General features: G+C 61.4%; 16 protein-coding genes and 1 pseudogene. 7 read left to right on the top strand and 10 right to left on the bottom strand.

Annotated elements, in window-relative coordinates; genetic code table 11:
- Positions 1-115: 115 nt before the first annotated feature.
- Both F2982_RS19585 and F2982_RS19590 read left to right on the top strand, forming a co-directional pair.
- Entirely contained in the window at positions 116-1522 is a 1407-nt protein-coding gene (locus F2982_RS19585; RefSeq protein WP_130278277.1) for an L-serine ammonia-lyase, read from the top strand.
- Positions 1523-1583: 61 nt separating this feature from the next.
- Entirely contained in the window at positions 1584-2021 is a 438-nt protein-coding gene (locus tag F2982_RS19590; RefSeq protein ID WP_112716862.1) for a DUF1489 family protein, read from the top strand.
- A gap of 4 nt (positions 2022-2025) precedes the next feature.
- Here F2982_RS19590 and F2982_RS19595 read toward each other — a convergent pair whose 3' ends face one another.
- The 7 genes and pseudogenes from F2982_RS19595 to F2982_RS19625 form a co-directional block, all read right to left on the bottom strand.
- Positions 2026-2304: a hypothetical protein gene (locus F2982_RS19595; protein ID WP_112716323.1), complete on the bottom strand. Its 279-nt coding sequence runs from the start codon at positions 2302-2304 to the stop codon at positions 2026-2028.
- 112 nt (positions 2305-2416) lie between these two features.
- Positions 2417-3928 (bottom strand): D-alanyl-D-alanine carboxypeptidase, encoded by a 1512-nt coding sequence (locus F2982_RS19600; RefSeq protein ID WP_203428847.1) that lies wholly within the window; start codon positions 3926-3928, stop codon positions 2417-2419.
- Between the two features lie 121 nt (positions 3929-4049).
- Positions 4050-4828, bottom strand: a pseudogene (locus F2982_RS19605) (hypothetical protein).
- A gap of 222 nt (positions 4829-5050) precedes the next feature.
- Positions 5051-5650, bottom strand: coding sequence for a transglutaminase-like cysteine peptidase (locus F2982_RS19610; RefSeq protein WP_112716317.1), 600 nt, complete (start codon positions 5648-5650; stop codon positions 5051-5053).
- 381 nt (positions 5651-6031) lie between these two features.
- Positions 6032-6991 carry a prolyl aminopeptidase gene (gene pip, locus F2982_RS19615; protein ID WP_203428849.1) on the bottom strand — a complete coding sequence of 320 codons (960 nt, stop codon included), beginning with the start codon at positions 6989-6991 and terminating at the stop codon, positions 6032-6034.
- Positions 6992-7054: 63 nt separating this feature from the next.
- Complete coding sequence (locus tag F2982_RS19620) at positions 7055-7663, bottom strand: PilZ domain-containing protein (RefSeq protein ID WP_112716313.1); 609 nt, start codon at positions 7661-7663, stop codon at positions 7055-7057.
- A 123-nt stretch (positions 7664-7786) separates the two neighbouring features.
- Positions 7787-8395: a PAS domain-containing protein gene (locus tag F2982_RS19625; protein ID WP_246777483.1), complete on the bottom strand. Its 609-nt coding sequence runs from the start codon at positions 8393-8395 to the stop codon at positions 7787-7789.
- A 297-nt stretch (positions 8396-8692) separates the two neighbouring features.
- Here F2982_RS19625 and F2982_RS19630 point away from each other — a divergent pair, with 297 nt between their 5' ends.
- Positions 8693-9460: a rhomboid family intramembrane serine protease gene (locus F2982_RS19630; protein ID WP_203428851.1), complete on the top strand. Its 768-nt coding sequence runs from the start codon at positions 8693-8695 to the stop codon at positions 9458-9460.
- Positions 9461-9563: 103 nt separating this feature from the next.
- The gene (locus F2982_RS19635) at positions 9564-9998 is read left to right on the top strand and encodes a CBS domain-containing protein (RefSeq protein WP_112716307.1); all 435 of its coding nucleotides are present in this window, start codon (positions 9564-9566) and stop codon (positions 9996-9998) included.
- An 18-nt stretch (positions 9999-10016) separates the two neighbouring features.
- Here F2982_RS19635 and F2982_RS19640 read toward each other — a convergent pair whose 3' ends face one another.
- From F2982_RS19640 to folE, 3 genes are all read right to left on the bottom strand, one after another.
- Positions 10017-10991 (bottom strand): patatin-like phospholipase family protein, encoded by a 975-nt coding sequence (locus tag F2982_RS19640; RefSeq protein ID WP_112716305.1) that lies wholly within the window; start codon positions 10989-10991, stop codon positions 10017-10019.
- A 117-nt stretch (positions 10992-11108) separates the two neighbouring features.
- Positions 11109-11561, bottom strand: a complete 453-nt coding sequence (hisI, locus tag F2982_RS19645) for a phosphoribosyl-AMP cyclohydrolase (protein WP_203428852.1) — start codon at positions 11559-11561, stop codon at positions 11109-11111.
- A gap of 26 nt (positions 11562-11587) precedes the next feature.
- Positions 11588-12202 (bottom strand): GTP cyclohydrolase I FolE, encoded by a 615-nt coding sequence (gene folE, locus F2982_RS19650; protein ID WP_203428853.1) that lies wholly within the window; start codon positions 12200-12202, stop codon positions 11588-11590.
- Between the two features lie 301 nt (positions 12203-12503).
- Between folE and F2982_RS19655 the strand changes: the two genes are divergently transcribed.
- From F2982_RS19655 to F2982_RS19665, 3 genes are read left to right on the top strand one after another with little or no spacing between them, the layout of a single operon-like run.
- Positions 12504-12950 (top strand): iron-sulfur cluster assembly scaffold protein, encoded by a 447-nt coding sequence (locus F2982_RS19655; RefSeq protein ID WP_112716299.1) that lies wholly within the window; start codon positions 12504-12506, stop codon positions 12948-12950.
- 4 nt (positions 12951-12954) lie between these two features.
- A complete protein-coding gene (yidD, locus tag F2982_RS19660) occupies positions 12955-13350 on the top strand; it encodes a membrane protein insertion efficiency factor YidD (protein ID WP_203428854.1) in 396 nt (131 codons plus the stop codon).
- A complete protein-coding gene (locus F2982_RS19665; protein WP_203428855.1) occupies positions 13347-13871 on the top strand; it encodes a DUF1697 domain-containing protein in 525 nt (174 codons plus the stop codon). The genes yidD and F2982_RS19665 overlap by 4 nt, the downstream gene beginning before the upstream one ends.
- The last annotated feature ends 81 nt before the right edge of the window (positions 13872-13952 follow it).

Genomic DNA, 13952 nt, shown 5'->3' on the forward strand with positions numbered 1-13952 from the left:
ATTAAATCCATGTGATCGGTGGTGTCGCGCCGGTCAAACGCGATGTCGGTCCGCCGCATGCGGCAGATCGTGACCGGGGTTAGTCTCGGCAGAATTTCATTATTGGGAAGCAGGCATGTTCCTTTCGGTATTCGATGTATTCAAGATCGGCGTCGGGCCTTCGAGCTCGCACACGATGGGGCCGATGTCGGCGGCCAACCGCTTCCTCGACCTCATCCTGTCGAACGAATGGCCGCGGCCTTCGTCGGGCGCGCAGGTTGCTTCGATCAAGGCCAGCCTGCACGGCTCGCTCGCCTATACCGGTATCGGACATGGAACGGGCAGGGCGGTTATCCTCGGCCTGATGGGCGAAGCGCCCGATAGCGTCGATCCCGACAAGATGGATGGCATCATCGACCAGGTGGAGCGCTCCGGCCGGATCACGCCGCCCGGCCATCCCGCCTATTTCTTCCTGCCGAAGAACGACCTGATCTTCGACAAGAAGCAGACGCTGCCCGGTCATGCCAACGGCATGATCTTCTCAGCTTTCGACAAGGACGAGCGCCTGCTGCTGAAGCGGATCTACTATTCGGTCGGCGGCGGCTTCGTCGTCACCGATACCGAGCTCGAGCAGATGCGCGCGAAGAAGAAGGCGGTCGCCGGTGCCACCAAGGTTCCCTATCCCTTCGCGACGGCAGCGCAGATGCTCGAGATGGCGGATCGCTCCGGTCTCACCATCGCGCAGATGAAGCGTGCCAACGAGGAAAGCCAGCGCAGCCGCGAAGAGCTCGACGCCGGTCTGGATCGGATCTGGGATGCGATGCGCTCCTGTATCGAGCGCGGGCTGAAGGTCGACGGTATCATGCCGGGTGGCCTGAAGGTTCGCCGCCGTGCGCGGCAAATCCATGACAAGCTGCAGGAGGAATGGCGCAGTAACCGGATCAATCCGCTGCTCGCCAACGACTGGCTGAGCGTCTATGCGATGGCCGTCAACGAAGAGAATGCCGCCGGTGGCCGCGTCGTGACCGCGCCGACCAATGGTGCGGCCGGCGTCATTCCGGCGACGATCCGCTACTACGAGCATTTCCATGACGACTGGGACCAGAACGGCATCCGCGACTATCTGCTGACGGCTGCCGCCGTCGGCGGCATCATCAAGCACAATGCCTCGATCTCCGGCGCCGAAGTCGGCTGTCAGGGCGAGGTGGGTTCGGCGGCTGCGATGGCGGCTGCGGGGCTTGCCGCGGTCATGGGGGCGACGCCCGCCCAGATCGAGAATGCTGCTGAAATCGCGCTCGAACACCATCTCGGCATGACCTGCGATCCGGTCGCCGGTCTCGTGCAGGTTCCCTGCATCGAGCGCAACGCGCTTGGTGCCGTCAAGGCGGTCACGGCGGCGTCGCTGGCGATCAAGGGTGACGGCCAGCATTTCGTGCCGCTCGATGCCTGCATCGAGACGATGCGCCAGACCGGATACGACATGAGCGAGAAGTACAAGGAAACCTCCACCGGAGGTTTGGCCGTCAACGTCGTGGAATGCTGAGTTTGTGGACTTGCGGCCGGTAGCGCTTGACGCTGCCGGTCAAAAGGATTTCAACACCAGCATGGCATTGCATCTCATCAAATTATGCGTCGGCGCAGACTCGATCGAGGATCTGCGCGAATGGGTCGCCGAGCGTTCGCTCCGGGCGATCGCCGCGGGCCTGGAACCGCATTCCGTCCACACCACCCGCATGGTCCCGAAGCGCGTCGATGAACTGCTCGACGGCGGTTCGCTCTATTGGGTGATCAAGGGTCAGGTTCAGGCGCGGCAGAAGCTGCTGGGGATCGAGACATTCACGGATGGCGAGGGAATTGGCCGCTGCCATCTCGTTCTCGGCCCGGAGGTGATCGAAACCGCCGTTCAGCCGAAGCGGGCCTTTCAGGGATGGCGCTACTACCCGGAAGAAGATATCCCGCGCGACATGATGAGCCTTGGCGCCGGTGTCGCAGAAATGCCCGCGGACTTGCGCCGCGAGCTTTCGGAGCTTGGACTGCTTTAAGCGGTCAGCGCAAGCGCAGCATCACGGGCGACTTGCCGCCCGGGCATGTCACATGCAGATGGATGCGGGCTTCCGGCTGCGAATAGCGCCAGGCGCGCGCGCCATGGCAGAGCAGCAGATTGATCAGATCCTTGGTCTTGGCAGACTTGGCGCGCGGCTTCTGCAGGCCGATTTCGGCGAGGCGCAGAGCCGCCTCATGAAGCGGATGCAGGCCGATGCGGGCAGGCTTTCCTGCTGCGCGTGCTTCGGGCGGAAAGCCCGGTACATTTCCATTGATCGCCATAATATTCCCCGTACGCACTAACAATCGAGGTCACGAATTTCGGCGGGAGCCGCATACACCGGCCCTGCCGTGAACGGTGCCGTCAGAAACAGAACTGCCGGCACCGGAGAGATCATTGGGCAGCTGCCCAGCACTTGACGCCTGCGCGCTTCAGCGCCTTGCAGGCATTGACCGCATCGCGCTGGTCGTCGAAACCACCGAAGCGAGCGCGGTAAATCTGTTCACCGTCATTGGCATAGGCGACGGCGAAGGGCTTGGCCGAGCGCAGAGCCTTGCCGCCCTTGGTCTTGGCATTTTCCAGAAGGTCCATAGCGGCATCCTTGCTGGAGGAAACGCCGATCTGGACAACCCAGCCAGCCGGACCCTTCTCGGTGACGGCAGCAGGCGTTGCAGCGGCCTTGGCAGCGGGAACCGAAGCGGTCGTCAGCTGATCAACGGAATTCTCTTCAGGCTGTTCCGGCATATAGGCGGGAGCAGGCGTGGGAACCGCGACATTGCCCTTGATCGCGACGGTCTTGACCTTGGTCGGCTGCGGCATCTGTGCCGGCTGTGCTGCAACCAGCGGGTTCTCGGACTTGACGGCAGGCGTATCGGTGTAGGCGGTCTGCGCGGCGGCGACTTCGTAACGGGCGGCCGGTGCCGGAGCGGTATGCGGCAGATCGATTTCGGAAGCTGCTGCGACCGGGATCTCAGGAGCGCGGGTCGGAGCTGGCTCGGCGATCAGCTTGGAACCGCCACGGGTGGAAGCCTTCGGCAGGTAGGCTGCGATCAGCTTGCGCATCTGATTGTCGCGGGCAGGGGTCGAAGCACCACCCATGACAACGCCGACGATCGAGCGGCCTTCGTCCTGCACCGAGCTGACGAGATTGAAGCCTGCAGCGCGGGTATAGCCGGTCTTGATGCCATCGACGCCGCGGACAGAGCCGACGAGGCGGTTGTGGCTGCGGATGGTGCGGGTGCCGAACTTGAAGCTCTGCGTGGCGAAATATCCGTAATATTGCGGGAAGTGCTGGCGGAGCGCTATGCCGAGGCGAGCCTGGTCGCGGGCCGTCGTCATCTGCGCGGTATTCGGCAGGCCGTTGGCGTTGCGATAGGTGGTGCGCGTCATGCCGAGCGCATGAGCCTTTGCCGTCATCATCTGCGCGAAGCGGTCTTCGCTGCCGCCGCCGAGAAGCTCGCCGAGCGCGGTTGCCGCATCATTGGCAGAGAGCGTCACGAGGCCGAGAATGCCCTGTTCGACGGTGATCGAACCGCCAGCGCGAACGCCGAGCTTGGTCGGCGCCTGGGCCGATGCATGCGGGGAGAAGGGAACGCGGGTATCGAGCGCGATGCGGCCCTGTTCAAGCGCCTCGAAGGTCATGTACAGCGTCATCATCTTCGTCAGCGATGCCGGATACTGAAGGCGATCGGCGTTCTCGCTGTAGAGGACATTGCCGGTCTTGGCGTCGACGACGATACCGGCATATTTCGGATTGGCAGCCTCGGCTTCGGCAGTGACCGACTCGGCCAGGAAGGCCGCAGTGGCGATTGCGAGCGCCGTAATCATCTTCACCAGAAAATGGCCGGACCGGGACGGAACAACGGAGGAGGCTGACCTTGACACTATTTCACTCTTCGCTTGCATTTCTGACAGTTTTGAACCGGATCGCGCGCCCCTCCGCGCCGACCGTTGTCTTCGGAAGTTACCGGGGCTGAGTTACCAATCCGTTTATGATTAATCGTTTCTTTCGCCACCAAGCTGCATTTTAGCGGCTTGTTGCAGAACGGGTCGCAAGGCGCGCCTCCACAAAGGTGCGAATAGCGGCATCAATATGGTCCCAATCGTTCAAATGACGGCTGGAGAATCGGTAGAGCACGCTCAGATCCTTGCCGACCTTGATATCGCGCTGGCAGTCGCCGCTGGTGGCGGCCTCGGGTGAGTCGGGCAGGACGCAGCGCACCGCGTAATCGGGGGCGTTCTCGCGCGCTGCCGTCAGCAGCACCTCGCCGCTATAGCCGGCGTCGGCGCGCAGGCGGTGCAAAGTCAGGCCATCGGCATAGGGAGCGGCCGCGCCATCCATCAGATGCGTGTAGATCGGCTCGATGCGCCCCGACATGTCGCGCGACATGGTGCTCTGGGTGATCTGCAGGAAGATCAGGCCAGAGGATTGCGCGACGTCATCGAAGCGGGCGCGCTGTTCCTTGGTATAGCCCTGCATTTCCGGCCAGGTGAGATAGAGATCGGCGCGCTCGGCGACGCCGCCGTGACGCTGGCTCGGGAATCGCAGAGTGTTTTCGGAAAGGTTCAGGGTGTCGCGGCCGATGGTGATGCTGACAGCTGCGGTGCTGTCGCTATTGCCGGCAAGCGTGATGTGGCGGCCGAACCAGCGTCCGCCAAAGCTGATCGCCACCGTCAGCAGCGCCAGGACGGCGACGACGGCGGTAAGCTTGATCAGGAAACCATTGGAGAGAAGCGGCGTCTCTTCCGCGGCAACATTGGAAGCGGGATGGCTCATGGCGGATCTTCAGTCGTTGACCGCCGCAAGAGAAACGTGAGCCGCCGGTGTCAGGGATGAATCTACCGGTATGATCGGGCGAGGGTGGTTAATATCGCATTAACCAAAGGACGGCTCTGCCCTACAAAAGAGGCGAGCCGCTCCCGGGACAGCGGGAGCGGCTCTGGGGCGCCGGTCGGGGACGGGGATGCGGGGGACTGACCGGAGCCTAGCCTTGGCCCGCCGGACTGGCTGGCGGGGTATTTCAGGTGTTAGCGAACGCTACCGACGGCGACCGCACGGCCATCCTGAAGCTTCATCCAGCGATTCGGATCATCCGAAGACTGACGCTTGAGGTAGGTGTATTCGGTATCGGCCCAGAGCATGACCTTGTTGCGCATGTTGTCGAGAATGAAGTCGCCATGGTCGGTGCGGACGGTGAGCACGGCGTGGCCTTCGCCATTCGGCTGAAGCACAACGGTCATCAGCAGGTCGGAAGGCGATACGCCGGCATCGATCAGCAGCTTGCGCTTCAGCAGCGCATAGTCCTCACAGTCGCCGACAGTGCGCGGATAGGCCCAGCGCTCTTCGACGCCGTAGATTTCCATGTCGGTCATCGGCTGGATCGAGGAATTGACCTGGTAGTTGATCTTGAGGACCTGCTTCCAGCGATCTTCGGTCAGAAGCAGCGGACCGGCGTCGCCGGCGGGATTGCTGCAGTCTGCCGGGTTTTCCTTGCAGAACTGGTAGGCGCCGATCGGCGGGCTGGCATTGCCTGCGAGTGTCATGCTGCCGGGCGCCGCCTGTCCTGGGCCCGTCATCGTGATCATCATTACAGTGGCGATAAAGGCGCCCTTGATTGCGTTGAACATTGTCTTTGTAGTCTCCCCGTTTGTTGGGAGGACAATGACACGCACGATTTTATCTCATGCAAAATTACGCAGTAAAATTAAGTTCTTAGTTGATTCAAAAGCGCGGAAAACTTGAAGAATATTTGACTCGAATGCGCATAAAAGACGCAGAAAATTCGAGGCGAATTTGAGTAAAATTGTTCCATTCCGAGATAGGTCTTCTGTGCCGAAATGGCGCTATTCCGGCGAAAGTCTTAACGCGACGCAGGCCGGATTTACGATTTCGTTACGAATTGGGTGATTTCGGGAGGTGCCTGCTGAGGTGTCCGAAGATGCGGAATCGTTCAGATAGAGCGGTGAAAACGGCTGAAAACAGCGATTTCAGACGTTGCAGCGCCAAAATTATTTTTTGAGAAAATGCAGAATTTTTGCGGTGGCCGCGACGATTTCGGCGGAAATGCCAGCGTTGTCAGTCGAATGGGCGGCATTTTCGACGATGACAAGCTCGCTGCCTGGCCAGGATTGGTGCAATTCCCAAGCCGTAACCAGTGGTGCCTCGAGATCGAAGCGCCCCTGGATCAGGATTCCCGGTATGCCGGCAAGCGCTGCGGCACCCTGCAGCAGCTGCCGGTCGGAAAGCCATGCATCGTGGTGGAAATAATGTGTGACGATCCGCGCACGGGTCAGTAGGTAGCGGGCATCCGCCCAGCGGCGCGGCAAGCCGTTCGGGTCGGCAAGCAGGATCGAGGCCGCCTCCCAACGATGCCACGCGACGGCGGCAGCCCGCCGTTCGGCCGGATCGGTGCTATTGAGCAGGCCGTGGTAATAGGCGAGAGGGGCGAGATCGTCCGGGATCGACTGCGTGAAATCGGCGTATTCGTGTGGGAAGAACCGCGCCATTCCGGTGCAGAGCCAGTCGATCTCGGAGCGGCGGGTGGTTGTGATACCGGCAAGCACCATGGCGGCGACATGACCGGGATGCGACTCTGCATAGGCGAGCGCGAGCGTCGTGCCCCAGGAATTTCCGAACAGCACGAATCGGTCGACGCTGAGATAGGCACGCAGCCGCTCGATGTCGGCGACCAGATGCCAGGTCGTGTTGCCGGAGAGGTCGCAATCCTGATCAGCCGCATTCGGGAGGCTGCGGCCGCAGTTGCGCTGATCGAAGAGAATGATGCGGTAGACCGATGGATCGAAATAGCGGCGCGCTCCCGTCGAGCACCCGGATCCGGGTACGCCGTGAAGAACCAGAGCGGAAATGCCGTCCGGATTGCCGGAGCATTCCCAATAGAGCCGGTTGCCGTCGCCGGTATCCAGCATGCCGTGGTCATAGGGCTCGATGTCGGGAAATAGCTCAGCCATCAAAAAAGCCGCCTTTTGCGAGGCGGCTGTATTCGTCGATGACGGTGACAGGACGATGACGTCTCAGAGAAATTCGCGCAGCGTCTCTCGGGACTGGAGCGACAGGAACTCCAGCGCCACGCCTTCGGAGAAGTGGCGAACCACGCGGCCGCGCATATTGCCGAGGCGGACGGCAGAGCCGAGCGGCGGACGGGCTTCGACATCGACGGCAGCGCCGGACAGCGAAAGGTCCATTATGCGGCAGACATAACGCGTGCCGTCTTCGAGCGTCAGTTCGCTCTTCGTCTCGCGCGGCGTCAGACGGTCGTGGCGGCGATCTTCGGGAAGGCCGAGCTCGTGCTTGTTGGCAAGCCAGGTCAGCTGCGCGGCAAGCTTTTCGCGCTTACGCTCGGTCGCATTGATCGACATCGTGAAGCCGCGGGCATCGACGGTCTGGACATGACCTTCGACACGGCCGAGATGATCGATATAGGCGACAACGCGTTCATTGGAGCGAGGGCGGCCGATGCAGGTGACGTACATATCGCCCGGCGACATGTCGATAACCATGCATTCGTACTCTTCGTAATTCGCAAGCATCAGGCGGCCCTGCATATTGATGGGCACGCGCTGAAAAACACCCTGTTCAGGGCGCGGCGCTCTCTGCGTCTGGGCTTGCTGGAACGAGTGCATGAAAGCGCTTCTTTATAAAATGATATGCTGGGATCATTACCCGCAACACATTAACAGAAGGTTGTCTGACTGCCCCTGATTACAGCTTCCGGAATGGGTTCCGGTTGTATCGTTCCGGGACAGTCAGCGGGCGCCTGAACCAGGACGGAACGAAGAGACGACGCGGCCGAGAATTCCGGCCAAACCCTGCTGGCGCGGCGTGCGCGGAGCGGCGGGCCAGACGCCGTCGGGTGCCCCCTGGAAGCTGCGCAACGCCCGGCAGCGATCGAGAACCAGGAAGTCGAGCGGCACGACTTCGAGCCAGGTTGCAACGGTCATCGCGGCAATGACGCCAAGCATCCGCTCGCAGTTACCATCTTCCGAGCGCAGCGGCATGAGCGCGATCTCGAAAGCGGCGCGATGGCCGGCGGTGCTATAACCGGTGGCATTGATCAGGGCAGGCATCGTGTGGCGCATGGCGCCGGCAATGGTGGCTTCGATCGTCGCGCTATATCCATCGCCGAAGAGATCCGAGAAGCTTTCGTCGCGCAGATCGCGGCCGAACAGGTCCGAAATCTTGGCTCCCGCGAGGCGGAAAGTGATGATGTCGTCGCCGCTCTTTTCGAGGATGAAAAGGCTTGGCAGGAAGTGACCCAAACTGGACGGCTCGATCTGCGACTTCAACGGCGCTTCGCCGGCGCCGCGCAAGCGGTTCCAGTAGTCGTAAACATCGATGACGGTCTGATGACGCACGGGACACCCAATCTGTTTCATTACAGTCCAGAAACGGGCCTTCATGGCCCATCTGAGGTTTACCCTGCGGGTTTCATGCCAGTTCGGAGCCGTTAAGGTTAAAGAAGGGTTTCGATTGTGCTGGTGCAGGCTTCATGGGACTGTCGCTCATCACTTCGGCAACGAAGTTCAGCACACAAACTCATCGGGCACGGGGTCATCCCCGGGGGACGCTCGGCCGCCGTCCGGTTCTTCCGGACGGCTTTTTTTTTGCCCGGCGCTCCTGTAAGGCTTTGGCCTTCAAAGGCGAGGGCAAAGATGGACGATCAATCGGCGGGACGGCAGGTCAACGAGGAAGAACGGATTCCAAAGCGAGAGCCGATCTTCAATCTGCCGGGCATTCTCGTCGCGACGCTCGCGCTGCTCGCCATCATCTATGCCGTCCAGACGCTGGTTCTTTCCGATCAGGCTGTCGAGTGGCTGCTCGTCACCTTCGGCTTCATCCCCGCCCGCTATGTCATGCCGCTTACGGAGCAGGGGCTTGAGTGGCTCTGGAGCCCTGTGACCTATTCGCTGCTCCACGGCAGCATCGAACATATCCTCTTCAACGGCCTGTGGCTGATGGCCTTCGGTGCGCCGGTGATCCGGCGAATCGGTGTCGCCCGCTATCTGGCTTTCTGGGTTCTGTCGTCGATCGCCTCGGCTGCACTTCATGCCGCGCTGAACTGGGGCGATCCGACCTTGCTGATCGGCGCTTCGGGGGTGATTTCCGGCCTGATGGGCGCGGCCTGCCGCTTTGCCTTCCCGGCTCAGGCGCGCGCCGGCGTGCCGGCGCATCTCAATCCGCGGCTGTCGATCGCCGAGACCTTCCGGAGCCGCACCGTCATCGTCTTCACGCTGTTCTGGCTGTTCGGCAATGCGCTGATCGCCGTCGGCGTGCCGCTGATCGGTGACGGCAGCCAGGCGATCGCCTGGGATGCGCATATCGGCGGCTTCGTCTTCGGATTCTTCCTGTTTCCGCTTTTCGACCGGGCTCTACCGCCTTCGGACGAGGAGCCCGAGGAACCGGCCGTATTGCAATCTTGAGCGTTGAAGTGCACCATTCCAACTGATCCGCGCTGGGAGGAGAGACCGCCGCGGATGCCTGTGAACAGTATAGTGTTTCCACTTACGACATAGGAGGTTGTGAATGTCCAATACCGTAAAGGCCATCCTCGATCTGAAGGGCCGCGACGTCGTCACGGCCGGTCCGAACACGACCGTCGCGGAGGCTGCAAAGGTGCTCAGCCAGAAGAAAATCGGCGCGATCGTCGTAGTCGGGGTGCAGGGAAAGATTTCCGGCATCTTCACCGAACGTGACGTCGTCAATGCGATTGCCAAGTCCGGCAAGGACTGTCTCGATCAGCCGGTGGCTTCGCTGATGACATCGAAGGTTTTCCGCTGCCATGAAGAATCGACGGTCAACGAACTGATGGAGCTGATGACCAGCAAGCGCTTCCGCCATGTTCCCGTCGAAACCAACGGCAAGCTTGCCGGGATCATTTCGATCGGTGACGTGGTGAAGACCCGCATCGCGGAAGTCGAGCGCGAGGCCGAAGAGATCAAAGCCTATATTGCAGGGTAAAGGGGTTGCCGGCCGCCATCAGCCGTGGCCGGCGAACACTTCCTGCATTCTCTTGAGTTCGGGAAGCCTGATAGAGGCTTCCTCGTAGCCGCGCTCGATTGCTTCACCGGCGCGATGGAACTCGGACAGCCCGATATCGCTGAGCCGCGGATGCAGCGAAATGTCCGGCGGATCGCCGGCGAGGCGGGCGCGTGAAATCCTGTCCTGGATGATGTTGAATGCCTGGACCATGACGCCGGTCATGCCGAGGCGCGTATAGGGCGTTTCCTCGCGCTTCTGCACTTCCTGTGCCGTCAGCCCGGCATTGTGCTTGACGACGGCCGAGCGGCCGAAGAGGTCGTAATTCAGGTTCACGGCGCAGACCAGCGGCTGCTCGTAGCTGCGGCAGACGGAGACCGGGACGGGATTGACAAGCGCGCCGTCGACCAGCGTACGGTTGTTGCTGCGGATCGGCTCGAAGATGCCGGGCAGGGCGTAGGAAGCGCGTAGCGCCGTGATCAGCGAACCGTTGGAGATCCAGACCTCGTGGCCGGTATTGACCTCTGCCGCGACGGCGACGAAGGGTCGGTCGAGATCCTCGATATTCAGCCCTTCCAGATGCTCGGCCATGCGCTTCGTCAGCCGCATGCCGCCGAACAGGCCGCTGCCGCCGATCGTCAGATCGAGCAGGCTGGCGATGCGGCGCATGGTGAGCGAGCGGGCGAATTCCTCGAGCTCGTCGAGCTTTCCGGCGAGATAGCAGCCGCCGACAAGGGCGCCGATCGAGGTGCCCGCGATCATGCCGATTTCGATCCCGGCTTCATCGAGCGCGCGCAGCACGCCGATATGGGCCCAGCCGCGCGCAGCACCGCCGCCGAGCGCGAGAGCGATCTTGGCTTTCTTCTGGGGCAGGGGCGAGATAGGCGGAACGGTCATGTCGGGCAATGTGGAAGATGCACCGGAATCGGATGTGCCAGCCTCAGAGCCTTGACGGTGCAAACTCCAGTTCAGCATGGCGTGCCTCCTCCCGGCAGAACACTGTGGTCTTCTAACTGTGTCCCTCTTCCCTTTCCAAATCGTATATAGCGGGCGAAACTGACCCAATAAGAGGCAAAATGCCCCAGTTTTGCGCTATTTCTTGTAGACGTCAGCCGGGTCGAAATGGCGCTCGTCATCGACGATGTCGAGCATCGGCTTTCCATCCTGCAGCGATACGGTGCGGTAAAAACAGGAACGGCGGCCAGTATGGCATGTCGCGTCGTGACCGGCGACCTCTACTTTCAGCCAGATGGCATCCTGATCGCAATCGGTACGGATTTCCCTGACCGTCTGGACATTGCCGGACGTTTCGCCCTTCAGCCAGAGCTTGCCGCGCGAGCGGCTGAAATAGTGGGCCTTGCCGGTCTGGATGGTCAGCGCCAGCGCCTGGGCGTTCATATGCGCCACCATCAGCAGCTCGCCGTCGTTGATGTCCGTGACGATGGCGGTGATCAGGCCGCGATCGTCGAAGCGCGGGGTGAAGTCCCCCGCGTCCTCGAGCTCGGATTTGTCGTCTGAAGGCGTGTTGAAGGCGAAGGGCGTCATCGATCGGCTCTCTCTATGGAGCCGGATCAGCGGCCCCGTACCATGGACATGAATCGCGCCTGTTCGGCGGGCTCGGACTTGAAGGTCCCAGTAAAGGTTGTCGTCAATGTGGTCGAACCCTGCTTCTGCACACCGCGCATCGCCATGCACATATGTTCGGCTTCGATCATGACCGCGACACCGCGCGGACGGAGCGTTTCGTCGATCGCTTTCGATATCTGCGCCGTCATGGTTTCCTGGGTCTGTAGGCGGCGGCCGAAGATCTCGACGGTGCGGGCGATCTTCGAGAGACCGAGCACCTTGCCGTCGGGCAGGTAGGCCACATGCGCCTTGCCGATGATCGGCACCATGTGATGTTCGCAATGCGAGAAGAACGGAATGTCCTTCACCAGCACCATGTCGTCATAGCCGGCAACCTCCTCGAAGGTGCGGCCGAGGACGTCTTCGGCGTCCATGTCATAGCCGGCGAAGAGTTCACGATAGGCCTTGGCGACACGCGCGGGGGTGTCGAGCAGACCTTCGCGCGCCGGATCGTCGCCCGCCCAGCGGAGCAGGGTGCGGACGGCCTCTTCGGCTTCCTTTTGGGTGGGGCGGTTGGAATCGCGGCTGTTGTTCGGAAAATTCTTTACGATGGCGTCCATACTGTTCAAGTCTCCTGATCCGCTGTCATGCGGACCCGTCTTCGGACTCGCCACTGGTATTCCCTTCAGGAATTTTTGCACCTTTGGCAGGCTCCGGGGCTTTCGGGGCGATGGCCCTTCCGGCACGGTTTCCCAATCAAACTTACCGGGGGCCATTGCATTTTCATGGCCCTCGAACGACATACATATAGGAAGACAGCGTCTTCATGTAAGTATCCTAACACGACACGGTGTGTTTTTTGTTTAAGATACAATGGCCACCAAGCGAGCCGGTCCGCAGAACTCTGGAGCGGAATTGATCATGGACGAGATCTACAACAGCAAAATCCTCGAATTTGCGGGCAATATTCCGCGTATCGGCAGTCTCGATGATGCCGATGCCAGCGCCCAGGCACATTCGAAGCTCTGTGGTTCCAAGGTGAAGATCTGGCTGAAGATGGACGGCGATACCGTCAGCGACTTCGCCCATGACGTCAAAGCCTGCGCCCTCGGCCAGGCATCCTCATCGGTGATGGCGCGCCATGTTGTCGGCGCCACTGCCGCCGAGTTGCGCAAGGCGCGCGAGGACATGCTCGCCATGCTGAAGGCTGACGGCGAGGGGCCAGAGGGCCGTTTCGAGGAGATGCGCTACCTGCGCCCGGTCAAGGACTACAAGGCCCGCCACGCCTCCACCATGCTCACCTTCGATGCCGTCGTCGATGCGATCGGCCAGATCGAAGCGAAGCGCGCCGAGATGGCGGACGCCTGAGCCAATGTGCGAATTCTGCGCCCTTCAGCATGATGATGAAGACGAAGGCGGTGCCGCGGCGCGGCCGCCGAAGGCCAAGCGCTTTTCGCGAAATTACTCCGGCAGCTTTTCGAAGACGCCCGGCCGGCTGTTCGGCATGGGCTTCATCCGGCTCTACCAGCTGACGCTTTCAGGCTTCATCGGCAATTCCTGCCGGCATATTCCGACCTGCTCCGAATATGGCTACGAGGCTGTCGCGCGGCATGGGCTGTGGGCCGGCGGATGGATGACGCTGTTTCGCGTCGGGCGTTGCGGCCCGGGCGGCACGAGCGGGCTCGACCCGGTGCCCGAGGCGCTTGAGACGCGGTTCCATTGGTGGACGCCGTGGCGCTACCTGGTGTTTGGCCGGAAGGCCGCATGACGACTTATGTCGCGCTGCTGCACAGCATTGTCATCGCGCCCGGCAGGCGGGTGGTGATGGCGAATTTGCGCGACATGGCATCCTCGCTCGGCTACCGCAATCCACGCACGCTGGTTTCGACCGGCAATATCATCTTCGAAACGCCGGAGTCACCGATCGGTGAGATTGAAACCAAGCTCGAGGCCGCATTTCGCGAAAGGTACGGCAAACCGGTCGATATCATAGCGCGGACCGGCACAAGCTGGCAGCGGCTGGCGCGATCGAACCCGTTTCCTGACGGCGAGGGCAGCCAGGTGATCATCCGGGTGATGCGCACAGCGCTTGAGCGGCCGGCATTCGAAAAGCTGAAGCCCTATGCCGATCCGAGCCAGCGGCTGGCGCTTATCCATGGCGATCTGTGGATCGATTTTGCCGGCAAGCCGAGTGAATGGAAGCTGTTGTCGGCGCTGACGACCAAGCGGATGGGCGTCGGGACGCTGCGCAACTGGAATACCGTCCGCGGTCTCGCCGAGATGCTCTGAAGAGCCGGCTTATCCTTTACTAAAAGACCAAATCCGACTATCACGCGGCAGCGCTTGCGTACGGACGCTTTCGCTTCATTT

Origin of the sequence: Rhizobium sp. BG4 (genome assembly GCF_016864575.1) — a bacterium.
GTDB lineage: Bacteria > Pseudomonadota > Alphaproteobacteria > Rhizobiales > Rhizobiaceae > Rhizobium.